The sequence below is a fragment of the Pseudomonas sp. 10S5 genome (assembly GCF_035019745.1).
In the GTDB taxonomy this organism is placed as follows: Bacteria; Pseudomonadota; Gammaproteobacteria; order Pseudomonadales; family Pseudomonadaceae; genus Aquipseudomonas.
This window is the reverse complement of record NZ_JASJVL010000006.1, coordinates 1-24699: the sequence shown is the minus strand read 5'-3', so window position 1 is coordinate 24699 and position 24699 is coordinate 1. Positions and strand designations below refer to the sequence as shown.

The window sequence follows — 24699 nt, the reverse complement described above, 5'->3', positions numbered from 1 at the left end:
TAAAAGCTTAGGCAATATTGGGCAGCACGATTTCATCGCTGCGCTGTACGCCTGCGGTGAATGCCCGGCACAAGTCGAGAAACTCGCGGATGGCAGACGTCTGGTATTTCTGTTTGTGCCAGATGAAATAGAACTGCCGCGACAGGTCCAACTCCGGGGTTTCCACCGCCACCAGGCTGCCTCTGCGAAAAGCATCGCGCAGGGCCAAGCGCGAGATGCAGCCAATGCCTAACCCTGACTCTACAGCGCGCTTGATGGCTTCGGTATGCTCCAGCTCCAGCCGCACATTTAACGCATTGCGATGATGGCGCATGGCTTGGTCGAACGTCAGCCGGGTTCCCGAACCCTGCTCACGAAGAATCCAGGCTTCCTGAGTAAGTTCTTCCAAAGTTGCGCGACCGCGTTTCGCCAGCGGGTGCTGCGGTGCGCAGAACACCACTAGTTCATCTTCGACCCAGCTTTGCACTTCGATGTCTGGGTGTGTGCAATCGCCCTCGATAAGACCTAGATCAATTTCGTATTGAGCCACTTGCTGCACAATGTGCGCAGTGTTCTGTACATGCAGTTTGACTTGGCTCTCCGGGTGACGCTGCATGAAACTACCTATCAACAGGGTGGCTAGATAGTTGCCAATGGTCAGCGTGGCACCCACCGACAGGGAGCCAAAGCCGGATTTGCCGTTGAGCAGGTCTTCTATTTCCTTTGCCTGATCAAGCAACGCAACGGCTTGGGGTAATAACTGGCGTCCGGTTGCATTCAAGCTCAAGCGCTTGCCAGCGCGGTCGAACAGTTGGCAGCTGGATTGGCGCTCTAGCTCTGTGATCGAGGTGCTGGCCGCCGACTGCGACAGTGCTAAAAGGCCGGCAGCTCGCGAGACGCTCTCTTGCTGGGCAACGGCGACGAAAATCTGAAGTTGACGTAGAGTAAATCGCATATCTATATAACCGATAACCTATATCTTAATAATTCGTTTAACAGATATTGTGCTTGCTACTAGAATGACGCGCAATGGCGCTCAACGATGGCGCAAGCGAAACTTTCAGGAGCCACCTTTACATGAGCAACATGAATCACGAGCGCGTCCTCAGCGTCCATCACTGGAACGACACGCTCTTCAGTTTCAAGTGCACCCGTGATCCAGGTCTGCGCTTTGAGAACGGTCAGTTCGTGATGATCGGTCTGCAGCAGCCAAACGGGCGCCCGCTCATGCGTGCTTACTCTATTGCTAGCCCGAACTGGGAAGAGCATCTCGAATTCTTCAGCATCAAAGTGCAAGACGGTCCGCTGACCTCCCAGTTGCAGCACTTGAAGGAAGGCGACGAGATCATCATCAGCAAAAAGCCTACCGGCACGCTGGTGCTTGACGACCTCAAGCCGGGCAAACATTTGTATCTGCTCAGCACAGGCACTGGCCTCGCGCCGTTCATGAGCGTGATTCAGGACCCAGAAACCTACGAGCGTTTCGAGAAAGTTATCCTATGCCACGGCGTACGCTATGTGAATGAAGTTGCTTATCGTGAGTTCATCACCGAGCATTTGCCACAGAACGAATTCTTCGGCGAAGCACTGCGTGAAAAGCTGATTTATTACCCAACCGTCACTCGCGAGCCGTTTGAGAACCAAGGCCGGTTGACCGACTTGATGCGCAGCGGCAAGTTGTTTCGCGACATCGGTCTGCCGCCGATCAATCCTCAGGACGACCGTGCGATGTTGTGCGGTAGCCCGAGCATGTTGGATGAGACCAGCGAAGTGCTAAACAGCTTCGGTCTCAAGGTCTCTCCTCGGATGCGTGAGCCAGGCGATTATTTAATCGAACGCGCTTTCGTCGAGAAATAGATTACCGTCTAAGATTGCACTTTCTCATTAGGCATCAACTTGTTAGCGACAGGCCTGACGCAGTGTGTCAGGTCCGACGCCCCGCTTAAAAGTCGGCTCTTACAAGGTTTGTGCTACGGCGGGTACGACCTCAAGTACATGTATTAGCCCCGCCTGCGGATAATGCCAGCGAACATCCACGTCCCACAGTTGTGTGCCGTAGCGGCGCTCCGGTGCAGGGATCTGATAAGCCGGGCGCGGGTCTTGAGCCAGGCACTGTTCAATCAGTTCGATCAATGGCTCACCTAGGCGTAACGCGTGTTCACGAGCTTGAAACAGCGCGCTGTCTTCCCATTTCACTGGAATCAATAACGGCGCCGCACTGGCGATGCGGTTTGAGGCGCCTTCGACGACGTCGGCATACGGCACGTAGGGTTTGACGTCGAGTACCGGAGTGCCATCCAACAGGTCGATGCCCGAGACCCAGAGACGTCCGGGTTCTACTTTGTCCAGCTTCACCACTGACTGACCAATTCCGTTGGGACGATGGGTTGCCCGTGTGGCAAAGACGCCCGTGAATTGATTGCCACCCAGGCGCGGCGGGCGGACTTTCAGGCGAGGTTTTTCTTCCAGCGCTTGATGAAACAAAAATAGCAGCCAGACATGGCTGACTTGTTCGAGCCCTTGCACGGCGTCGGCATGGTTGAACGGTGCTATGAGTTCCAGCACGCCGCGTGCGGCAGGCGCGAGTTGCGGCTGGCGAGGGATGGCGAACTTCTCTTTGAAACAAGAACGCATGAAGCCGATGGGCGAAACGGTGTAAGTCATGGTCGCCATCGGCCTCGGTGCAGGAATCAGCCGCGAATACGCAGGGTCAGGCCCTTGAGGAAATTACGCAGCAACTGGTCGCCACAGGTGCGGTAGTTGCTGTGGCCGAACTTGCGGAACAAGGCGCTCAGCTCTGGTTTGGAGACCGGAAACTCTGACGCTTTGAGGATCGCGTGCATGTCGTCTTCTTTAAGTTCGAAGGCAACCCGCAGCTTTTTAAGGACGGTGTTATTGGTCACCGGCACTTCGATCTTTTGCGGTGGGCGGCTGTCATCTTTGCCACGTTTGAAGACCACCAAGCCGTCCAGAAAGTGCGCCATGATTTCATCGCTGCAATCCAGATAACCTTCTTCTTCCTCGTCCTTCTTCATGAAGGCGATTACGTCAGCTTTGGAGACATCGTAGCCGCCGAGTTTGACGATATCGACGATTTTGCCATCGCTGATATCAAGCATATAGCGAACGCTACGCAGTACATCGTTGTTCATCATGGTGTTCGGGTCCTGATAAGACGGGGTGAGCGGCGCACGCAAATCCTGGCGCCACTCAAAGGTGGGTCAGCGAAGGGTTAGAATTTTTCCTTGCTGGACAGGTAACGCCACTGGCCTTCTGGCAGCTTGCCCATAGAGACGCCGCCGATGCGTATACGTCGTATGGCGACGACTTTGAGACCAACGGCTTCGCATAGCTGGGCGATGACGCCGGGCTGCGGGTTCTTCATCGCAAAGCGCAGGCGGTTCTCGTTCTGCCAGCTGGCCTTGACTGCTGGCAAATCCTTGCCCTTATAGGTCAATCCATGAGTAAGGCGATTAAGCCCATGGGCAACCATGTCGCCGGAAATCTCGACTACGTATTCCTGTTCGATCTTGCTGCGATCATCAGTCAGCTTGCGTAATACCTTCCAATCCTGACTGAACACCATCAAGCCACTGGCATTGGCTTGTAGGGTGGAGATCGGCGAAAGACGCATGAAGTGCCCTTTGAGTGGGCGCTTGCCGTAGCGATGCTCTTCGGACAGTGTGCCGGGGCTGATCAACTGCAACGCGCTTTCAGCATCAAAGCTCGCGGGTTGATGCAGCAGAATAGTGACGGGCTCAGGTGCAGTCGCCTTGGCATGCGGGTCCAGTTCGATTTTCTGGGCATCGACCTTGAATTGCGGCTCTTCAATGACTTCGCCATCAACCGTGACCCAACCGCCTTCAATAAACAGTTCGGCCTCCCGGCGGGAGCAGCCGAACAATTCGACAAGGCGTTTGGAGAGGCGAATGGGTTCTGTCATGACAAAGAGCCGTACTAGGGGGAAAGGCGGGTATTGTACCCGCGCCCGCCTGGTTAATCGCGGCTACATTGAAAATGCCTTGAGATAGCGTTTTTTTTCTGGAGTCCAGCCCCATGAGCAAATGGTTTATCCTCATGATAATGAGCGTCAGTTTGCCGCTTTTCGCTGCCGAAGCGCCGTCTTACGGCCCACAACTAGAAGGGTTTAATTATCCTTACTCCGCGAAAAACTATGTGTTCGAGTCTCAAGGCCAACGTATCCAAATGGGCTACATGGACATCAAGCCGTCAGCTAAGAGCAACGGAAAAACAGTTGTTCTATTGCACGGAAAAAACTTCTGCGGTGCAACATGGGAATCAGCGATCAAGCCGTTGAGTGAGGCCGGTTACCGAGTGGTGGCGCCTGATCAGATTGGCTTCTGCCGATCAAGCAAGCCTGAGCATTACATCTACAGCTTTGAACAGCTGGCGCAAAACACGCGACGGTTGCTGAACAGTCTGGGTATTGATCACGTCACGGTCGTCGGGCATTCCATGGGCGGTATGCTTGCCACCCGTTTTGCGCTGACGTACTCGAAGCAGGTGGACCAACTGATACTGGTCGACCCGCTAGGCCTGGAAGATTGGAAAGCCAAAGGCGTACCGGCCATTACGTTCGAACAGTGGTATGCCCGTGATCTTAAAACCACTGCGCAAACCATTCGTAAATACCAACAAGCGACCTATTACGCGAACCAGTGGCGACCCGAGTTTGATCGCTGGGTCAGTATGCAAGCCGGCATGTATACCGGCAGCGGCCGCGAAGAGGTTGCCCGGGCATCCGCACGCACCTACGTAATGATCTTCAATCAGCCGGTGTTTTACGAGTTCGAGAAACTGTCAATGCCGACCCTGCTGTTGATCGGCCAGAAAGACAACACCGCCATCGGCAAAGACCTTGCGCCCGAACCGTTGCGCAGCACGTTGGGTAACTATCCGCAATTGGGCAAAGCGGTCGCCAAGCGCATACCCCGCGCAACGCTGGTGGAGTTCGCCGATTTGGGCCATTCACCGCAAATTCAAGATCCAGCACTGTTTAACAAAGCGTTGCTTAATGGCCTGATTCACTGACAGTACTTAATTCCACCTCTGTGGATTTCATTCGGAACGAATTCATTCGCGAATGGCTTGATGGACTGTGCCGGTGTACCGCTTTACGAATGAATTGGGTGCTACAGATTCCCTCCGACCAATTTCAAACGCATGTGCAGCAACGGATAAGGCTGGCCCATGCCATCAAGCTCCTCCCGACCGATGACTTCAAATCCCAGTTTGAGATAGAAACCCCGTGCCTGATGATTCTGTTCATTGACGTCCAGTCTATCTGCATGAAAATGATCGATGGCGTGATTTAACAGCAGCTTTCCGATACCTTGGCCCCGATACTCGGGGTCTATAAACAGCATCTCGACCTTGCCAGCGGCGATTCCGGCAAAACCGGTAATTCGTTGTTGAGTATCTTTGCTGCAAATCAACATCACTGCATCCAGATACTCGTCAAGCACCAGACGCTTGAGCATCAAAATATAGGAGTCGGGCAAGAAATCATGGGTGGCTCGCACCGAGTCTTCCCACAGGCGAGCAAGTTCCGGGTAGTCGCTTTGCTTAGGTGTATGAATGACAGAATGATTTCGCATACAACCTTCTCCTGAGGCCAGCGCGTCGATCAATGATTCGACAGCGCTTGAAGTCGATAGCTGAGGCGGGGTGGTTCTTCTAGTGTCCTCGAATGGATCAGGGGTGCGACAATGTTTTCGCTGTTGGCCTGGGTCAGGTCGACGCGCTGCATGAAGTGCTCGCGCTCACTGGCGTTGTCCAGCACTTGCCGGCATTTGGCGACCGCCCATTGTGTTTCCGCATAAGCCACATGCAGCACGCTGCGCCGGGAGAAAATCATTTCCGGTGGGTCACCCAGCGGCGTGCGATGTTCCTTGATGTCTTTACCGGTAAACAGCCAATACTCCAATGAGCCGTCCTTGACAGTGTATTCGCTCAACAGACCGGTGGCGCTGTCGATCACGTACAAGAAGCCATCGCGCAGCATCTGCAAACCCAGTGGTCGACTTTGCAGCGTGTAGGGCATTGCCATATCAGCGCGAGGATCAAGGCCCGGTTCGACCAGACCGTAACGCATCTGCAGCAGTTGGATAGTGGTTTTCGTCAGCGGACACACGCCGATTTCGCCGAAGGGGGTGGCGCTTTTGGACAGGGCAACCAGATTGGCCATGTGACCACGTGGGGTCATGAAATCGGTCATTGCGCGTTCCTTGCAGTTCGAAAGCGCGCAGCCATGGATATGCAATGTCGCCTCAATCCCCCGGACAGCCTTTGGGAAAAGGCCTACACCTAGTGTCGGCACTTCCTCTCCGCCCGCCGATGGCACGAATCCTGCGGACATTGACCTGCATCGGGTCGGTGTTTGACATGTGGAGGGCAGTTTCAGATCAGCCCCTCCCAACGTGATCCCGATAATCGATACCTTCCTAACGAGCGCGCCGAGGCCAGCATGACAACCCAAGCAATGACGCGGGTAGACCCTGCCACCTTGAGACGTGTGATCTGTGCGGCGGCCATTGGCAACTTTGTCGAATGGTTCGACTTCGCCGTGTATGGTTTTTTGGCAACGACCATTGCCCAGCAGTTTTTCCCCAGCGGCGATCCTGGCGCGGCCCTGCTGAAAACCTTTGCAGTGTTTGCCGTGGCCTTTGCGTTTAGGCCCTTGGGCGGCATCTTTTTTGGCATGCTCGGTGACCGAGTGGGGCGTAAAAAAACCTTGGCCCTGACCATCTTGTTAATGGCTGGCGCCACGACGTTGATCGGTATGCTGCCGAGTTACGCTGCTATCGGCGTCATGGCGCCGGTGCTGTTGACCATTATTCGCTGTGTTCAGGGGTTTTCTGCCGGTGGCGAATATGCCGGTGCTTGCGCTTACTTGATGGAGCACGCGCCGCGCACCGAACGTGCGTGGTACGGCAGCTTTATTCCGGTGTCGACGTTTTCCTCCTTCGCCTGCGCGGCAGTAGTGGCTTACGCGCTGGAATCTTCGCTGTCGTTAGAAGCCATGAGCAGTTGGGGCTGGCGTTTGCCGTTCCTCCTCGCCGCGCCGCTGGGCCTGGTGGGTTTGTACCTGCGCTGGAAACTGGATGAAACCCCGGCGTTTAAAGCCGTCACTAACGAACACGCCGTGACTCACTCGCCGTTACGTGAAACCCTGAAGACCCACGGCGCCGCGATTTGTTGCCTGGGGGCGTTCGTCTCGCTGACGGCGTTGTCGTTCTATATGTTCACCACGTATTTCGCCACCTACTTGCAGGTCGCAGGCGGACTTAGCCGTGCTTCGGCGTTACTGGTGTCGGTGATTGCCTTGGTTTTTGCGGCAGCCATTTGTCCATTGGCGGGTGCGTTTTCTGACCGGGTAGGGCGTCGCGCAACCATAGCCAGTGCGAGCGTGCTGTTGCTGGTGGTGGTATATCCCGCGTTTTTGATGGCCAGTTCGGGATCGTTCATCGCCTCGATTGTCGGCGTGATGCTGCTGGCCGTCGGCGCGGTGTTGTGTGGTGTGGTCACAGCGGCCCTGCTGTCAGAGACATTTCCTACCCGTGCCCGATACACCGCATCGGCGATTACCTACAATCTGGCCTACACGATCTTCGGCGGCACCGCGCCGTTGATGGCAACATGGTTGATTACCTCGACGGGCAGTAATTTATCTCCGGCGTTTTACCTGATGGTGGTCAGCGTGATTGCATTGATTGGCGGGATGGCCTTACCTGAAACGTCGAAAATTTCCTTGCATGGGCCGGAGTGTGAAGAAGATCAACCGCCGCAACAAAAAATGGCATCAATGCGTTAAAAAATGGCACATTGGCGCCCCAAGCGCGGATGACCCGTTTTGCAGGCTTTGCAACGCGCAGGTCCATTTAGACGGATGAACTTCATGGCTCTCACAAACGCGCAGTCGAGCGCAATACCTCCTGTGGTCTCAACGCAGAGCAACCCACTTGTAATGCGCATTATTGGTGCGGTGGCGTTGGCGCACCTGATTAATGACTTGATTCAGTCGGTGCTGCCGTCGATCTACCCGATGCTTAAAGCGAACTACGGTCTCAGCTTCAGCCAGGTTGGTTTGATTACGCTAACATTTCAGCTGACTGCGTCGCTGTTGCAGCCGTGGGTCGGTTATTACACGGATCGCCATCCGAATCCGCTGCTGTTGCCAGCAGGTTCTCTCTGCACTCTGCTGGGTATTTTGATGCTGTCGATGGTTGGTAGCTTTCCACTGATTTTGCTGGCGTCAGCACTGATCGGTATTGGTTCTTCAACCTTCCACCCCGAGGCGTCGCGTATTGCTCGATTGGCCTCGGGTGGTCGTTTTGGTCTGGCGCAATCAACCTTTCAAGTGGGGGGTAACACGGGCTCAGCGTTCGGGCCGTTATTGGCCGCAGCGATCATCATTCCTTTTGGTCAGGGTCATATCGCCTGGTTCGGGCTAATCGCGGTGTTTGCTATAGGTTTGCTTTATGCCATCAGCCGTTGGTACAAGGCGCATTTGAACTTGTTCAAGCTTAAAGCCGGACAAAAAGCCACCCACGGCTTATCGAAAAATCGTGTGATAGCAGCGTTGGTGGTACTTGGATTTTTGGTGTTCTCCAAGTATTTCTACATGGCGAGCTTCACCAGTTATTTCACGTTTTACCTGATCGAGAAATTCAGCCTGTCGGTGGAAAGCTCACAGCTGCACTTGTTCTTATTCCTAGGAGCTGTGGCAGCGGGTACGTTTTTTGGTGGCCCTATCGGCGACAAGGTGGGACGAAAGACCGTAATCTGGTTTTCGATTCTCGGAGTGGCACCTTTTACGTTGGTGCTGCCGTACGCGGACCAGTTCTGGACTACCGTGTTGAGCGTGATCATTGGCTTTATCCTGGCATCCGCGTTTTCTGCCATCGTCGTTTTCGCACAGGAATTGGTACCGGGCAACGTCGGTATGATCGCCGGGGTGTTCTTCGGCCTGATGTTCGGTTTCGGCGGTATTGGCGCTGCGCTACTGGGTTACTTGGCAGACGCCCACGGGATTATTTATGTGTATACGTTGTGCTCATTCCTGCCGTTGCTGGGTATATTTACCGTGTTTTTGCCCAAAACCAAGCATGGGTAAATTCACATGGGTCCATCTTTAGAGCTTGCTCGCGATGGCGGCGCAGTTCTCGCGTGTGACCGGCGTTAAAGCTCCAACGCCCCTAAATTGCGGTTGTTAGTTATGTCCCCAAGGTTCGGCCATTTATCCGAGACCAGGAACAGACGTTCCGCTTCTTCCCACTCGCCTGCTGGATTTTCGCTCAATCTCACCATCAGTTGCGCCGGGGCCATGGGGTCGAGTTGCCTGAGCCAAGCGTCAAGCTGATGGTTTTGCCACGTCTGGTCGTCGCTATAATGGGCAGGTGCCAGCCAGGCGTGACGCGGCAGGGGCTGCCAGCGGCCGACCGGGCTTTGTGCAATAAACGCCAGCCAATCGCGCTGATGAAGCCATCGCCCGTGCAAATGCTGAAGATGCGCCCCAACCGGCGGTTGCGCGTGACCGGGCCATGGATAAAGCAGGTATCCACCGAGCCACAGCTCTGCGCTGAAGTGCGTGATACCCAGCTTGGCTAACGCCTGTCGACTTTCCGGTCGCGCCGAAATAGGCAGTTGATGCTCACTCAAATGCGCCAGCTTACGGTCCAGTCGGTCGTGACAACCTGGCCCCAGCCATTGCGCCGGGTCCTTGCCATTGCCTGCTTGCGGCCCCAAATAGAGTTTGATCGCCAATTCCACGTGATGTACGCCATCAGCGTCGCGCAGCAGCATGTCCAACTCACCCAGCGTTTGCCCGGCCACACGAATCGGGAGGTTGGCCGTTATCAGTTCAACGCCGGGGGCTTGATGCACGGCAAACTGCCAGAGACGTTCGTAATACAGGCCCAAACGCCGGGTTGCGCCCAATGCCAGCCAATGATTGAGGGGATCGCCGTCCTGATCAAGGCGCAAGAGCCAATCGGCGAGGTGTTGCGGGGCCTGCACCCAATCGCTGGCGGTCAACGGATTGCGTTGAGGCCAAGGCGTCTGGCTGAGCATCGGTGGCGCGAGGATCACCCACGCCAAATCGCGCACTTCAGGGTGGCGCAGTTGGGGGGGGAGGTCGAGTAAGCTTGGAAACAAAGTCATGGTGCGAGAATAGCTGGTGTTGCTCTGGCTGGCGCCTTCGTGAATAAATTCGCTCCCACAGCGTGAACTGCGCCCAAGGAGTAGGACAAATATTTTTGTTGGTTTGCCGCTGGCCCAGCCTTTCACCCATAATCGATCTCTTTGAGTCGCATGGAATTTCGCAGGAGCCCCATGGAGCAATTTCGCAATATCGGCATCATTGGTCGCCTCGGCAGTTCGCAGGTGCTGGATACCGTGCGCCGCTTGAAGGCGTTTCTGCTTGAACGGCACATGCATGTGATCCTCGAGGACACTATCGCCGAAGTCTTGCCGGGCCATGGTTTGCAAACATCGACGCGCAAAATGCTTGGGGAAGTCTGCGACATGGTGATTGTCGTCGGCGGTGATGGCAGCCTGCTAGGCGCCGCGCGCGCGTTAGCGCGACATAACGTGCCGGTGCTGGGGATCAACCGAGGCAGCTTGGGTTTCCTCACCGACATTCGTCCCGACGAGTTGGAAGTGAAAGTCGCCGAAGTCTTAGACGGCCACTACTTGGTGGAAAACCGCTTCTTGTTACAAGCAGAAGTCCGGCGTCATGGCGAAGCCATTGGTCAAGGCGATGCGTTAAACGATGTGGTGCTCCACCCCGGCAAATCGACGCGCATGATCGAGTTCGAGTTGTACATCGACGGTCAGTTCGTCTGTAGCCAAAAGGCCGACGGCTTGATCGTTGCTACGCCCACCGGCTCGACTGCCTATGCTTTGTCTGCTGGCGGCCCGATCATGCACCCCAAACTCGACGCCATTGTCATCGTGCCAATGTACCCCCACACCTTATCGGGGAGGCCCATCGTGGTGGACGGCAACAGCGAGTTGAAAATCGTCGTCTCGAAAAACATGCAGATTTATCCCCAGGTCTCCTGTGATGGGCAGAACCACTTTAGCTGCGCGCCCGGCGACACCATTACCGTCAGTAAAAAACCGCAAAAACTGCGCTTGATCCATCCTCTGGACCATAACTATTACGAAGTCTGCCGCACCAAGCTTGGCTGGGGCAGCCGGCTCGGTGGTGGAGGCGATTGATGCTCGATCCCGCGCGTGGCTATGACCTGATCGGTGACGTGCACGGCTGCGCTCATACGCTTGAGCACTTGCTTGACACCCTCGGTTACCGTTTTAAGGGCGGGGTGTGGCGCCATCCTGAACGTATCGCTCTATTCCTGGGCGACATTATTGATCGCGGACCCAGAATTCGTGAAGCGCTGCATATCGTCCGCGGCATGGTCGAGGCCGGTCAGGCGCGCTGCATCATGGGTAACCACGAATTCAATGCGTTGGGTTGGAGTACGCCAGCGCTGCCTGGAACCGATAAGCAATTCGTGCGCGAACATACTCCGCGTCATGCTCGGTTATTAGGTGAAACTCTGAGCCAGTTCGAGCAGCACCCGGCGGAATGGCAGGACTTTCTCGCCTGGTTCTATAAATTGCCGCTGTTCATCGACGCTGGGCGCTTTCGCATGGTTCACGCCTGCTGGGATGCGGAGCTGATTGAACCGCTGCGTGCACTGCACAGCCATGGTTGTATCGACCAGGCTTTTGTTCAGGCCTCCGCAGAAGCGGGAAGTTTCGCCAGCAATGTCTTTGATCGTTTGTTGCGTGGCACCGATATGCGCTTGCCCCACGGCCTGACGCTGACCGGTGGTGATGGCTTGACCCGCGCCTTCTTCCGCACCAAATTCTGGGAAGACGATCCGCAAACCTATGGCGACGTAGTGTTCCAACCGGATGCACTGCCTGAGTTGGTGGCAAAAACGCCGTTAACTTCTACCGAAAAAAGTGCCTTGCTGCGCTATGGCAGTGCCGAGCCAATGTTATTTGTCGGCCACTACTGGCGCAGCGGCCATCCCGCGCCCATAAGGCCGAACCTGGCCTGTCTGGATTACAGCGCCGTGCTTTACGGCAAGTTGGTCGCCTATCGGCTGGACCAAGAAACCCAAATCGACCCGCATAAGTTTGTTTGGGTCGACGTCGAACGTCCCGAGGCTTCGCAATGAGTGCTGTTGCCGTATTTCGTTTGCCATTGACCACCGATTTAAGTGGGTTTGTCAGTTTGCTGCAGCGCTTGCGCGTGCCCCATCGCGTCAGTGAAGACGGCACTGAGCAAGTGCTGTGGGTGCTTGATCCTCAATTGGCCGACGACATCCGCTCGCTGTATCAGCGGTTTCCTGAAGGCGATCCGTCTTTTGAACTGCCGGTGCCCGAACAAGGTACGACTTTGGCCCGGCCCGGCATCGTTCAGCAATTGCGCAATAGCCCAGTTACGACGCTGGTGCTGCTGCTGAGCTTGATTGTCGCGGGCATTACCCTGTTTGGTGAAAATCTTGAAAGTCTCAGCTGGCTGACCTTTCAGGAGTTCAACCTTCAAGGCCAGTTCACGCCGGTGGCCGATAGTCTGGCAGCCGGACAGTGGTGGCGCATTGTGACGCCGATGCTGTTGCACTTTGGCGTCCTGCACTTGGCCATGAACGGTATGTGGTTCTGGGAGTTAGGACGGCGGATCGAGTTGCGTCAGGGCAGTTGGAACTTGCTCGGCCTGACTCTGGTGTTCAGCGCGGTGTCCAACTACGCGCAATATTGGTACAGCGGACCAAGTTTGTTTGGTGGTCTGTCGGGCGTTCTTTACGCCTTACTCGGTCATTGCTGGATCTACCAGATGCTGGCGCCGAACCCGATTTATCGGCTGCCACGTGGCGTGCTGGTGATGATGCTGATCTGGCTGTTGCTGTGTATTTCGGGCCTGGTCAGCATGCTGGGCTTTGGTGCCATTGCCAACGGTGCCCATGTCGGTGGACTGATCATCGGTTGTGTTACAGGTCTATTGGGCGGTGTGTTCGCCCGTCGTAATCGCTAAAATCGCGCACCTACTTTGGAGAGTGCTATGTCCTCTTTCGTCGAAATGATTGAAAACATTACCCCGGATATCTACGAAAGCCTGAAATTGGCTGTAGAGATTGGCAAATGGTCCGATGGCCGCAAGTTGTCCCAAGAGCAGCGCGAGTTGTCCTTGCAGGCACTAATCGCCTGGGAATTGCAGAACCTGCCAGAAGATCAACGCACTGGCTACATGGGTGCGCAGGAGTGTGCGTCCAAGTCCATTACCGTACCGAACATCCTGTTCAAGTCGGATTCCGTCCATTGATCGAAATCGGTCGTGGTGCAGTTAACAAAATGTCGGTGCGCCTTGACGCGCCGACCGTGCAGTACGGTTTTCGTCTGGGTGATACGAACATTCCAGTCAATCCAATGATTGGGAAAACGGTGCGCCTGGAATATCTGGGTGCGATCCATTGCAGCCATTGCGGACGCAAGACCAAAACCAGTTTCAGTCAAGGGTATTGCTACCCCTGCATGATCAAACTGGCCCAGTGTGACGTGTGCATCATGGCCCCGGAAAAATGTCACCACGAACATGGCACCTGCCGTGATCCGGCGTGGGGCGAACAGTTCTGCATGACCGACCACGTGGTGTATTTGGCCAACTCCTCCGGGGTCAAAGTCGGTATTACTCGCGCAACTCAGTTACCGACCCGTTGGCTAGACCAAGGCGCAATCCAAGGGTTACCCATCGCCCGTGTGGCGACCCGGCAACAGTCCGGTTTCGTCGAAGACCTGTTTCGCAGCCAAGTCGCCGACCGCACTAACTGGCGTGCATTGCTCAAAGGCGATGCGTTGCCCGTTGATCTGAGAGCAGTTCGTCAGCAACTTTTCGAGTCTTGCCGTGAAGGCTTGTTGGGCCTGCAAGAACGATTTGGCCTACAGGCTATCCAACTACTCCATGACGTAGAACCCACTGATATTCGTTACCCAGTCGAAGCATATCCAACCAAAATCGTCAGCTTTAACCTGGATAAAAACCCAATTGCTGAAGGCACGCTGCTGGGGATCAAGGGCCAATACCTGATCTTCGATACCGGTGTAATCAACATTCGCAAATACACGGCATACCAACTGGCCGTGCATCACTAGACTTTGAATCACTAGGCACGTCTCCCAAGGACGCGCACCAGTAAGGGGATTCCAGCATGCGCACAGAACAACCGAAAATGATTTACCTGAAAGACTATCAGGCGCCTGAGTACCTCATTGATGAGACGCACCTGACCTTCGAGTTGTTCGATGACCACACGCTGGTCCATGCTCAACTGATCATGCGCCGCAACCCGGCGCGTGGTGCCGGCCTGCCGCCGCTGGTGCTGGACGGGCAATTGCTAGAGCTGGTGATCCTCAAGCTTAATGACACCGAGCTTAGCCCCACCGATTACCTGCTGACGCCCGATAACCTGACGGTGCAGCCGAACGCCGAGCAGTTCACCCTCGACACCACCGTGCGCATCCACCCGGAAACCAACACGGCGCTGGAAGGGCTGTATAAATCCAGCGGCATGTTTTGCACCCAATGCGAGGCCGAAGGCTTTCGCAAGATCACCTATTACCTCGACCGCCCGGACGTGATGAGCAAATTCACCACTACCCTCAGCGCCGAAAAGCACAGCTTCCCGGTGCTGTTGTCCAACGGCAACCCGATTGCCAGCGGCCCGGAAGACGGCGACCGGCATTGGGCGACCTGGGAAGACCCGTTCATGAAACCGGCGTACCTGTTTGCGCTGGTTGCCGGTGATTTGTGGTGCGTCGAAGACACCTTCACCACCATGAGCAATCGTGAAGTGACGCTGCGGATTTACGTCGAGCCAGAGAACATCGACAAATGCCAGCACGCCATGAACAGCCTGAAAAAATCCATGCGCTGGGACGAAGAAACCTACGGTCGTGAATACGATCTGGACATCTTTATGATCGTTGCGGTCAACGATTTCAATATGGGCGCCATGGAGAACAAGGGCCTCAATATCTTCAACTCCAGCGCCGTTTTGGCCCGCGCCGAAACCGCCACCGATGCCGCTCACCAGCGGGTCGAAGCGATTGTTGCCCACGAATATTTCCACAATTGGTCGGGCAACCGCGTGACCTGCCGCGACTGGTTTCAGTTGTCGCTCAAAGAAGGCTTCACGGTGTTCCGCGATTCAGCCTTCTCGGCAGACATGAACTCGCGTACGGTCAAGCGTATCGAGGATGTGGCGTATCTGCGCACCCATCAGTTCGCCGAAGACGCGGGACCTATGGCCCATGCTGTACGCCCGGACAACTTCATCGAGATCTCCAACTTCTACACCTTGACGGTGTATGAGAAGGGCTCGGAAGTGGTCCGCATGATCCAGACCTTGGTCGGCGCCGAAGGCTTCCGCAAGGGCAGCGACCTGTATTTTGAACGCCATGACGGCCAGGCCGTGACCTGTGACGACTTCATTGCCGCCATGGAAGACGCCAACGGCGTCGACCTGACTCAATTCAAACGCTGGTACAGCCAAGCAGGGACGCCACGCTTGGCGGTCAGCGAGTCATACGACAGCGCGGCAAGCACCTACAGCCTGACCTTCCGCCAAAGCTGCCCGCAAACCCCGGACAAGCAGGAAAAGCTGCCGTTCGTGATTCCCGTAGCGCTGGGCTTGTTGGACGCTGCCGGTAATGAATTGCCATTGCGCTTGTCAGACGAAGCCGCCGCTGGCAGCACCACCCGGGTGATCTCGGTCACCGAAGCGGAGCAGACGTTTACCTTTGCCGACATCGCTGAACAGCCTCTGCCATCGTTGCTGCGGGGTTTCTCGGCGCCGGTGAAAATGAGTTTTCCGTACAACCGCGACCAACTGATGTTCTTGATGCAGCACGACAGCGATGGCTTCAATCGTTGGGACGCCGGTCAGCAACTGTCGGTACAGGTGTTGCAAGAATTGATCGGCCAGTATCAAAAAGGTCAGGACTTGGTGCTCGATCAGCGCTTGGTTACGGCGCTGAGCAGCTTGTTGGCCAACGATCAACTGGATCAGGCCATGGTCGCAGAAATGCTGTCATTGCCGGGTGAGGCTTATCTCACTGAAATAAGCGAAATTGCTGACGTCGACGCCATCCACGCCGCCCGTGAGTTCGCCCGCAAGCAATTGGCGACCTTGCTGTTCGATGGCTTGTGGAAGCGTTATCACGCGAATCGTACGCTGTCGAAGACCACGGCCTATATCGCCGAAGCCGAGCATTTCGCCCGTCGCGGTCTGCAAAATATTGCGCTGTCGTACCTGATGCTCAGCGGTAAGCCTGAGGTATTGGCGGCGTGTCTTGAGCAGTTCGAGACCAGCGACAACATGACTGAGCGCCTGACGGCCTTGGCAGTGTTGGTCAACTCACCTTTCGCTGAAGAAAAAGCCAAGGCGCTGGCGACCTTTGCGGAAAATTTCAAAGACAACCCGTTGGTCATGGATCAATGGTTCAGCGTCCAGGCTGGCAGCACCTTGCCGGGCGGTTTGGAACGAGTGCGTGCGCTGATGAAGCACCCTGCGTTCAACATGAAAAATCCGAACAAGGTTCGCTCGGTGGTCGGCGCGTTTGCCGGCCAAAACCTGATCAACTTTCACGCGGCAGACGGTTCGGGTTATCGCTTCCTTGCGGACTTGGTGATTGAGTTGAACGCGTTCAACCCACAGATCGCCTCGCGCCAATTGGCGCCGTTGACGCGCTGGCGTAAATACGACAGCAAACGTCAGGCGTTAATGAAAGGTGAGCTGGAACGCATCCGTGCGTCAGGCGAACTGTCGAGCGATGTGTATGAGGTGGTGAGCAAAAGCCTGGCTTGATGGTGTGCGGATAGCTATAGGGGACCGGGTGCGCGGCAAAGTTACAGCGCACCTTTCGCCGCATCGGCATCTTCCGGGGAGATCAGACAGCGCTGTGCCAAAGTTGAATGGGTAACGGCGCCCTGCTTGCCTTCAAGTACGAGTGCGCTGCGATGCTCTCCTTTTTTATCTCGTAACGCACTGTAGTAGTCGGGCGACAGCTCCAGCTTGTCTGTCAGTGGTAGTGCTCGTGCACGTCCGTCGACGATATCACCCACGGTGTTCACGGTACTTAAGGTGCTGTAGGTGCTGCTATTAACATTGCCAAAAGGGTCCAGCACAAAATTGGCGACTTTTCCCACGCTGTCCCTCACGTTTGAAGAACCAAATAGGGGAAGCTCCACTGTTGGCCCGCTACGCAAACCCCACACGCCAAACGTCTGCCCAAAATCCGCTTCATGGTAAGGACGATCCCAGCCGGTGGCAACGTCCATCAAGCCCAGCACACCCACCGTGCTGTTCACCACAAAACGCTGCAACGTATTTGCCGAGCGGCGAATGTTGCCTTGAAGCACGTCATTGATAAACACCTTAGGCTCGCCGAAGTTCGAGGTAAAGTTGTGGACGCCATGTTGAACCAGCTCAGGCAGACGCTTATACCCATGAGCAACTGGTTTTAAGGCGTAGGTATCAACCCCCTTATTGAAAGCAAAGACTTTGCGGTTGACCGAAGCGCCTGGATCGTTGACCTGATAATTCAGTTCGTCGCACGGCACTTCTGTCGGTAGTTGAGTGCAGGCGCCCAGAATCCCCGCTCCCAATAATAGACCAACGATCTGAAGTGGCGCTCTCCAGGTATTTTCCGGGTTTTTTCGGGATTTTATACGTCTGAGTGCTGACTGCATGGCGGTATTTTCCAGTGGATGGCGTTCACCCAAGAATGGCTACCGGACCTTGCTGGAATATGTCCCGTTTATGCCATAACGGAATGATTATTACGGAATTGAAATATATGACCGAGCCCTCCAATTGACTTAGATTAGGGCTCGTTAATAGCCCTGACTGGACCCTCGTGAGCAAACTCCTGATCGTCGACGATGACGTCGAAATCCTCGACCTGCTGAAAAGGTTTTTCGTTAAGCACGCATACGAAGTGGCGGTCGCGTGTGATGGTGTGGCCATGTGGGTGGCGATTAAGAACGAACGCCCTGACATCATCGTGCTGGACGTGATGTTACCGGGAGAGGGCGGTCTGAGTCTGTGCCAGAAAATCCGTGCTGAATCAAACACGCCGGTGGTCATGCTAACCGCCATGAGTGAGGTCAGTGATCGAATCATCGGCTTGGAGCTGGGCGCCGATGATTATTTGACCAAACCGTTTGACCCCCGCGAGCTGTTGGCCCGTTTGCGCTCAGTGCAAAGGCGTATGGCGGATCAACCCGTGCGCTTGGCAGTTGACGTGCGTCCATTGATTTTGTTTGGTAGTTGGCAACTTGACGTCACTCGACGAGAGCTGCGTTCAACCGAAGGCGTCATGGTTCCGCTTTTAGGAGGCGAATTTGATTTGCTGCGAGTATTTGTAGACCATCCGCAACGCATCTTGACTCGAGAGCAATTACTCGATCTTGCCCGGGGACATTCCCATGAGGCCTTCGATCGCAGTATTGATGTGCAGGTCAGCCGCTTGCGCCGCAAGATCGAACCCGACAGCAAACGCCCGGACATCATCCGCACCGTGCGCAATGGCGGTTATATCTTCACCGCCAGTGTGAGCCGCCAATGAGCAAACCCCACGGTTCTCAAGACACGATAGTGAGCTGGATTGCACTCACCATTGCGGCAGCCATGATCGCGTCGCTTGGGCTCTACGCACTGTTTATCCAAGCCGCTGGGGTCTGGTCGCGTCCGTCGCTGGAACAGATCGGATTGCTAGATCAAGCCGCTGCCATCACCCGTATCATTGATGCCGCCCCAGTCCAATTACGCCCAAAATTAGCCAGCGCCGCGAGCAATCCGCTGTTCACCGTCAGTTGGTACGCGCAACACGCGAGTATCGGAGCGCCACTTAAAACCGGGGTTCAATTCACTGACGCTATTGTGATTCAGCGACTAACGAGTTCGCCGCAACGTCGAGTAGAGGCCTACGGACCTCAAGATTGGCCAAAAGGCGATTCCCTACCCCACTACATGCTCGCCGTACAGTTAACTGATGCGACTTGGTTGGCATTTGTCGCGCCGGAGCGCACGTGGGGTCTATCTCAAACTGCACGCAACGCCGTGCTGGGGCTGCTGGGTTTGATCGCCGCGTTGTCAGTGGCTTGGTTTGCTACTCGTCGACTGGCCGCTCCATTGAGGCGTTTTGCTCATGCTGCCAAACGTTTCGGTGGTGATTTTCACTCCCCTGCCATCACCCCCGAAGGGCCCTACGAAATACGCCAAGCCATCATTGCGTTCAATGCCATGCAGGCGCAGATTCGGCATTTCGTCACTGATCGAACTCAGATGCTCGCAGCCATTTCCCATGATTTAAGGGCGCCACTGACCCGCATGCGGTTGCGCGGCGAGTTCATTGAAGATGAGGAGCAACAGCGCAAACTTTTTCGTGATGTAGATGAAATGCAGTCGATGATCACCTCGGCCTTGGAGTTTTTTCGCGATGATGCCCGGCTTGAGACTGCCACCGCTTTCGATCTTTCCGAATTGATTCAAACTCTCATTGATGACTACCGCGATCAGGGTGTGACAGTAGATTTTTCCGGCCCCAGCAAACAGGTTTATTTCGGCCGCCCGTTGGGTATCAAACGGGTCGTCACTAACTTGTTGGAAAATACGATCAAATATGCAGTAGCGCCACGTATCGACCTGACTCAGTCTGAGACGTCGATCATCATTGAGGTGACTGACAGTGGACCGGGTATTCCCCAAGCGCTGCTTGAGAAGGTCTTCGAGCCGTTTTTTAGACTGGAGGCTTCACGTAATCGCAACACCGGCGGTGTCGGGCTGGGTCTGTCGGCAGCTCGGGCGATTGTTCTGGAGCATGGCGGGGAGTTACGTCTTTATCGTCGGCTCGAAGGCGGCACGATAGCACGGGCCTCGTTGCCCAAGCAGTAACCGGCTGGCTCAGTAAACGACTCCTGCGGATCACTGTCTCTGGCAGCGCTTATCGCTCATCAATCAAACGAATACCTCATAATCACGCCGTATCGGCTTAACAAAAGATAACGTCATGTCGATTGTCATACGTTTCTAAAGCTGGATAGGATAGGCCTGCTTCCGAAAGGGTGCTCCTAGAGCGCTTGCAGCTGTTTACTCAGCGCACTTGAAGGTCGACCTAATAACAATAAGAAGGGGAATAGTCTATGAGTGAGCCTGTGAGCCGGCGCACCCAGCTCGATGGGGCGTTGGCGTTGTGCCCCCCATTGACGTTACACAAAGGCACGTCCCTGGCGGCAGCGTTGTGTGTACTCGGCGTACTCTCGGTGTTTGTGTTTTGCACGCCTGTATACGCGGCGCAAGCCGCTGCTCAAAACCCCGAGATATCCATCCTGTCATCCCGATCTTCTCGTAGCCTATTACTCGGTATTACTCACGCTGGCGCGCGTCTGGTAACAGTGGGTGACCGGGGGCATATTTTGTACTCCGATGACCAGGGCAAAACCTGGACCCAAGCCACAGTGCCAAGCCGTCAGTTATTAACGGCTGTCTATTTTGCCGACGACAAACATGGCTGGGCAGTCGGCCATGATGCACAGATCCTTGCCAGCATCGACGGCGGCGTCACCTGGACCAAACAGTTCGAAGACCTCAAACGTGAGGCGCCGCTGTTGGATCTTTGGTTCAAAGACATCAACACCGGATTTGCCGTAGGCGCGTATGGTGCATTGCTGACCACTACCGATGGCGGCGCACATTGGGCTGATGTCAGCGACCGCATCGACAACCAAGACCAGTATCACTACAACGGCATCACTTACGTGAAGGACTCCGGCTTATTCATCGTTGGCGAACAAGGCTGCATGTTTCGCTCCGCCGACGACGGCCAGACCTGGGAGCGGGTGCAAAGTCCGTATCAGGGTTCGCTGTTTGGCGTTATCGCCACTGCTAAACCTGCAACGCTGTTGGCTTACGGTTTGCGCGGTAACTTACTGCGCTCTACCAACTTCGGTGACACTTGGACCCCTATTGGTTTGAAAGGCGCCCGTGGCCCGCTGGAATTTGGCCTGTCGGGGGCGTCCTTGTTACCCGATGATTCGCTGGTGCTGGTAGGCAATGGCGGCAGCGTCATGCGCAGTAGCGATGATGGACAGACGTTCGTGGTAACCAACCGTTCTGATCGAATTTCCCTTGCAGGTGTGACCGTTAATGACAAAGGCGATCTGATCCTGGTAGGGCAAGGCGGCGTCCACATCACCTCGCCCACCGGCGCTGAGCTGGTCCAACAATAAGACCTATTAAGGCGAGAATTTTTATGACCAATCACCAACCACTGACGCCTCAAACTAAACCCACTCGTCTTGAGAATCTGATTTTCAACCATCGCCCTGCGGTGATCTTTATCTGCCTGGTGGTTAGTATTTTCCTGTTCTACCAAGCGACACTGGTGAGGCCTTCGACCAGCTTCGAAAAAATGATTCCGCTGGAGCATCCGTTTATTCAGAAGATGCTTGAGCACCGCCACGACTTGGCCAACATGGGCAACACCGTGCGGATTTCCGTGGAAGCGGTGAAGGGCGATATTTTCACCAAGGAGTACATGGAAACTTTGCGTCAGATCAACGACGAAGTGTTTTACATTCCAGGCGTTGATCGTTCTGGGATGAAGTCGTTGTGGAGCCCTAACGTGCGCTGGACCGAGGTGACCGAAGAGGGTTTTGCCGGCGGTGAAGTCATCCCTCAAAGCTACAACGGTTCTGAAGACAGCCTTGATTTACTGCGCAACAACGTACTCAAGTCCGGTCAAGTCGGGCGTTTGGTATCCAACGATTTTAAATCCAGTGTGGTCGAAATTCCGCTATTGGAGTCGTACCCTGACCCACAAGACCAAGGTAAATTGCTTGCCCTTGATTACCGGCAACTGTCCCATCAGCTCGAAGAGAAAGTTCGCGACAAGTTTCAGGCGCAAAACCCGAATGTGAAGGTACATATCGTCGGCTTTGCAAAAAAAGTTGGCGACCTGATCGATGGTCTGGTCATGGTAGTGATGTTCTTTGGTGTAGCGTTCATGATTACCCTCGTGGCGCTGATCTGGTTTACTCGCTGCGTGCGAAGTACCGTCGCGGTATTGAGTACCACCTTGATTGCGGTGGTCTGGCAACTAGGTTTGATGCACCTGGTCGGCTTCGGTTTGGACCCGTATTCAATGCTTGTGCCGTTCCTGATCTTTGCCATTGGTATCTCCCACGGGGTACAGAAAATCAACGGCATTGCGCTGCAATCCAGCGAGGCCGAAAACTCTTTGATGGCCGCGCGAAGGACGTTCCGTCAATTGTTCCTCCCAGGGATGATCGCGATCCTTGCAGACGCCGTGGGGTTTATTACGTTGTTGATTATCAACATCGGGGTAATCCATGAGTTGGCCATTGGCGCGTCAATTGGAGTGGCCGTCATTGTCTTCACCAATTTGATCCTGCTGCCAGTGGCCATTTCCTACGTCGGGATCAGCAGGAAGGCGATCAGTCGCAGTAAAGAGGATGCAGTGCGTGAGCATAAGTTTTGGCGTTTGCTGTCGAACTTTGCCAATCCGAAAGTTGCTCGGGTATCGATTGTTCTGGCGCTGCTGGCCTTTGGCGGCGGCCTTTGGTATAGCCAGAACCTTAAAATTGGTGACCTTGACCAGGGCGCGCCGGAGCTGCGCCCGGATTCGCGTTACAACAAGGACAACCGTTTTATCATCAACAATTACTCCACCAGCTCCGACGTATTGGTGGTAATGGTCAAGACGCCACCTGAAGGCTGTTCGGCTTATCCCACGATGTCGGCGATCAACGAGCTGACCTGGAAGATGGAGAACACCCCCGGCGTACAGTCGGCGATCTCTTTGGTGACGGTGTCTAAGCAGATGATCAAAGGCATGAATGAGGGCAACCTGAAATGGGAATCCTTATCGCGCAATAAGGATGTGCTGAACAACTCCATTGCCCGAGCCGATAGCCTGTATAACAGCGACTGTTCGCTGGCACCGCTACTCGTGTTCCTTAACGACCATAAAGCCGAAACCCTTGACCGGGTTGTAAATGCGGTTAAGGACTTCGCTCAGCAAAATGACAAGGACGGTCTGCAATTCCAACTGGCGGCGGGTAACGCCGGGATTGAAGCAGCGACCAACGAAGTGATCAAAGAGTCTGAGCTGACGATTCTGATTTTGGTATACGTTTGTGTAGCGACCATGTGCATGATCACTTTCCGTTCATGGGCTGCGACCTTGTGCATCATCTTGCCGTTGGTTCTGACGTCGGTACTGGGCAATGCACTGATGGCGTTCATGGGCATTGGCGTCAAGGTGGCGACGCTGCCGGTGGTGGCGCTTGGGGTGGGGATTGGCGTTGACTACGGGATTTATATCTACAGCCGACTGGAAACCTTCCTTCGTGCCGGCCTACCGCTGCAAGAGGCGTATTACCAGACGCTGAAATCTACCGGTAAAGCGGTGCTGTTCACTGGTTTGTGCCTTGCAATTGGTGTTTGTACCTGGATTTTCTCAGCAATCAAGTTCCAGGCCGACATGGGTCTGATGCTGACCTTTATGTTGCTGTGGAACATGTTCGGTGCCTTATGGCTGTTACCGGCCATCGCTCGGTTCTTGCTCAGACCGGAGAAAATGGCTGGGCAAGTAGGGCACTCTTTGTTTTCCCACTGAGTGATTCAACGCTTCGCAAGCAAGCCTGCTCCCACAGCGTAGTCTTTGTGGGGCAGGCTTGCCTGCGAATGGGGCTATTGGGTTTCGCAGATTAACCCTGGTTTTCCCGCCCCAACACCAGCTTTAGTGCAAATTGCGCATCATCCAACTGCACCAGCGTTGCGTGCTTTGCGGCGAGGGCATCGCGGTTTTCGATGGCAGTGAGGATCGCTTTGTGACGCGGCATCGCCAACTCATGCAAGTTAGGTCGCTGATTGGAGTGCTTCAATGCTTCGCGCAGGGCCAGCGACAACATGTTGCTCAAGTGGGCGAGCAGGTCGTTGTGAGTGGCGTCGGCGATTCGGCTGTGGAAATCCAGGTCAGGCTGTAACAACTCTTCAGGGGTACTTGCAGCGTCCATACGCTGGAATGCTTCGCTGATCGACGCGATGTCATCGTCCGTTGCATGTTGGGCGGCAAGGGCGGCGGCGGCGGGCTCAATGATGCTGCGCACGCTGGTCAGCAGGGCGAAGAACTCATTTTGTGGCGTGCTTTGCATGACCCAGTGCAACACGTCCGGGTCGAGCAAATGCCATTCACGGCGCGGTTTGACCACCGTGCCGACCCGAGGCCGGGAATACACCAGGCCTTTGGCAACCAATACCCGCGTGGCCTCACGCAGCACTGGCCGGCTGACCGCATATTCTTCGCACAAGGTCGCTTCAGCCGGCAGTTTGTCGTCGGGCTTAAAGCGACCGGAGACAATCTGCATGCCGACTTCCTGAACGATACGGGCGTGCATGCTTTTGCGGGCTGAGGGCTTACGGTAATCCATGGGGGACGTGTTGATCCTGAGTCGTGAATGCGGCGGATCATAACATTGCGCCCCTTATGTGGTGGGGCTGATGGCCTCTTCGCGAATGAATTCGCTCCCACAGAGTGAACTGCGCCCCAAATGTTGGACACCCATCCAACTACCGGGGTGTTTTTCATGGGTAAATATTC

23 protein-coding genes are annotated in these 24699 nt (G+C 55.1%); 14 read left to right on the top strand and 9 right to left on the bottom strand.

Features of this window, described 5'->3' with window-relative positions; all coding sequences use genetic code 11:
* Positions 1-7 precede the first annotated feature (7 nt).
* Positions 8-934, bottom strand: a complete 927-nt coding sequence (locus tag QN378_RS07745; protein WP_322201757.1) for a LysR family transcriptional regulator — start codon at positions 932-934, stop codon at positions 8-10.
* A 122-nt stretch (positions 935-1056) separates the two neighbouring features.
* On the opposite strand from QN378_RS07745, the gene fpr reads away from it, so the two are divergent.
* The gene (gene fpr / locus QN378_RS07740; protein WP_322201759.1) at positions 1057-1836 is read left to right on the top strand and encodes a ferredoxin-NADP reductase; all 780 of its coding nucleotides are present in this window, start codon (positions 1057-1059) and stop codon (positions 1834-1836) included.
* 99 nt (positions 1837-1935) lie between these two features.
* Here the strand turns inward: fpr and tsaA are convergent, their stop codons facing one another.
* From tsaA to QN378_RS07725, 3 genes are all read right to left on the bottom strand, one after another.
* On the bottom strand, positions 1936-2643 hold the full coding sequence (gene tsaA, locus QN378_RS07735; RefSeq protein ID WP_322201761.1) for a tRNA (N6-threonylcarbamoyladenosine(37)-N6)-methyltransferase TrmO: 708 nt from the start codon (positions 2641-2643) through the stop codon (positions 1936-1938).
* A gap of 26 nt (positions 2644-2669) precedes the next feature.
* Positions 2670-3134: a DUF1456 family protein gene (locus QN378_RS07730; RefSeq protein WP_322168115.1), complete on the bottom strand. Its 465-nt coding sequence runs from the start codon at positions 3132-3134 to the stop codon at positions 2670-2672.
* A 77-nt stretch (positions 3135-3211) separates the two neighbouring features.
* Positions 3212-3922, bottom strand: a complete 711-nt coding sequence (locus tag QN378_RS07725; RefSeq protein WP_322201762.1) for an rRNA pseudouridine synthase — start codon at positions 3920-3922, stop codon at positions 3212-3214.
* Between the two features lie 113 nt (positions 3923-4035).
* Between QN378_RS07725 and QN378_RS07720 the strand changes: the two genes are divergently transcribed.
* Positions 4036-5031, top strand: coding sequence for an alpha/beta hydrolase (locus QN378_RS07720; RefSeq protein WP_322201764.1), 996 nt, complete (start codon positions 4036-4038; stop codon positions 5029-5031).
* A 101-nt stretch (positions 5032-5132) separates the two neighbouring features.
* Here QN378_RS07720 and QN378_RS07715 read toward each other — a convergent pair whose 3' ends face one another.
* The gene (locus QN378_RS07715; RefSeq protein ID WP_322201766.1) at positions 5133-5597 is read right to left on the bottom strand and encodes a GNAT family N-acetyltransferase; all 465 of its coding nucleotides are present in this window, start codon (positions 5595-5597) and stop codon (positions 5133-5135) included.
* A 29-nt stretch (positions 5598-5626) separates the two neighbouring features.
* On the bottom strand, positions 5627-6217 hold the full coding sequence (locus tag QN378_RS07710) for a toxin VasX (RefSeq protein WP_322201767.1): 591 nt from the start codon (positions 6215-6217) through the stop codon (positions 5627-5629).
* 249 nt (positions 6218-6466) lie between these two features.
* Between QN378_RS07710 and QN378_RS07705 the strand changes: the two genes are divergently transcribed.
* Together QN378_RS07705 and QN378_RS07700 are read left to right on the top strand one after the other, a co-directional pair.
* On the top strand, positions 6467-7813 hold the full coding sequence (locus QN378_RS07705) for an MFS transporter (RefSeq protein WP_322201769.1): 1347 nt from the start codon (positions 6467-6469) through the stop codon (positions 7811-7813).
* 84 nt (positions 7814-7897) lie between these two features.
* Positions 7898-9115, top strand: coding sequence for an MFS transporter (locus tag QN378_RS07700; protein ID WP_322201771.1), 1218 nt, complete (start codon positions 7898-7900; stop codon positions 9113-9115).
* A 65-nt stretch (positions 9116-9180) separates the two neighbouring features.
* Here the strand turns inward: QN378_RS07700 and QN378_RS07695 are convergent, their stop codons facing one another.
* Positions 9181-10161, bottom strand: a complete 981-nt coding sequence (locus QN378_RS07695; RefSeq protein ID WP_323550703.1) for a DUF1853 family protein — start codon at positions 10159-10161, stop codon at positions 9181-9183.
* A 171-nt stretch (positions 10162-10332) separates the two neighbouring features.
* Here QN378_RS07695 and QN378_RS07690 point away from each other — a divergent pair, with 171 nt between their 5' ends.
* From QN378_RS07690 to pepN, 6 genes are read left to right on the top strand one after another with little or no spacing between them, the layout of a single operon-like run.
* A complete protein-coding gene (locus tag QN378_RS07690; protein ID WP_322201775.1) occupies positions 10333-11223 on the top strand; it encodes an NAD(+) kinase in 891 nt (296 codons plus the stop codon).
* Positions 11223-12194 (top strand): metallophosphoesterase, encoded by a 972-nt coding sequence (locus tag QN378_RS07685; protein ID WP_322201777.1) that lies wholly within the window; start codon positions 11223-11225, stop codon positions 12192-12194. Before QN378_RS07690 ends, QN378_RS07685 begins: the two co-directional genes overlap by 1 nt.
* On the top strand, positions 12191-13051 hold the full coding sequence (locus QN378_RS07680; protein ID WP_323550704.1) for a rhomboid family intramembrane serine protease: 861 nt from the start codon (positions 12191-12193) through the stop codon (positions 13049-13051). Before QN378_RS07685 ends, QN378_RS07680 begins: the two co-directional genes overlap by 4 nt.
* A gap of 27 nt (positions 13052-13078) precedes the next feature.
* On the top strand, positions 13079-13339 hold the full coding sequence (locus QN378_RS07675) for a YeaC family protein (RefSeq protein ID WP_322201781.1): 261 nt from the start codon (positions 13079-13081) through the stop codon (positions 13337-13339).
* The gene (locus QN378_RS07670; RefSeq protein WP_322201783.1) at positions 13336-14166 is read left to right on the top strand and encodes a DUF2797 domain-containing protein; all 831 of its coding nucleotides are present in this window, start codon (positions 13336-13338) and stop codon (positions 14164-14166) included. The genes QN378_RS07675 and QN378_RS07670 overlap by 4 nt, the downstream gene beginning before the upstream one ends.
* A gap of 56 nt (positions 14167-14222) precedes the next feature.
* Positions 14223-16880 (top strand): aminopeptidase N, encoded by a 2658-nt coding sequence (gene pepN / locus QN378_RS07665; protein WP_323550705.1) that lies wholly within the window; start codon positions 14223-14225, stop codon positions 16878-16880.
* 41 nt (positions 16881-16921) lie between these two features.
* Here the strand turns inward: pepN and QN378_RS07660 are convergent, their stop codons facing one another.
* A complete protein-coding gene (locus QN378_RS07660) occupies positions 16922-17764 on the bottom strand; it encodes a VacJ family lipoprotein (RefSeq protein WP_323550706.1) in 843 nt (280 codons plus the stop codon).
* A gap of 167 nt (positions 17765-17931) precedes the next feature.
* On the opposite strand from QN378_RS07660, the gene QN378_RS07655 reads away from it, so the two are divergent.
* The 4 genes from QN378_RS07655 to QN378_RS07640 all read left to right on the top strand — a co-directional run bounded on the left by QN378_RS07655 (position 17932) and on the right by QN378_RS07640 (position 23715).
* The gene (locus tag QN378_RS07655; protein WP_323550707.1) at positions 17932-18642 is read left to right on the top strand and encodes a response regulator; all 711 of its coding nucleotides are present in this window, start codon (positions 17932-17934) and stop codon (positions 18640-18642) included.
* Positions 18639-19970, top strand: coding sequence for an ATP-binding protein (locus QN378_RS07650; RefSeq protein ID WP_323550708.1), 1332 nt, complete (start codon positions 18639-18641; stop codon positions 19968-19970). The genes QN378_RS07655 and QN378_RS07650 overlap by 4 nt, the downstream gene beginning before the upstream one ends.
* A gap of 248 nt (positions 19971-20218) precedes the next feature.
* Entirely contained in the window at positions 20219-21304 is a 1086-nt protein-coding gene (locus QN378_RS07645) for a WD40/YVTN/BNR-like repeat-containing protein (RefSeq protein WP_323551121.1), read from the top strand.
* Positions 21305-21327: 23 nt separating this feature from the next.
* Positions 21328-23715, top strand: a complete 2388-nt coding sequence (locus QN378_RS07640; protein WP_322201796.1) for an RND family transporter — start codon at positions 21328-21330, stop codon at positions 23713-23715.
* Positions 23716-23806: 91 nt separating this feature from the next.
* On the opposite strand, the gene QN378_RS07635 is transcribed toward QN378_RS07640, so the two are convergent.
* Positions 23807-24529, bottom strand: a complete 723-nt coding sequence (locus QN378_RS07635) for a FadR/GntR family transcriptional regulator (RefSeq protein WP_323551122.1) — start codon at positions 24527-24529, stop codon at positions 23807-23809.
* Positions 24530-24699 lie beyond the last annotated feature (170 nt).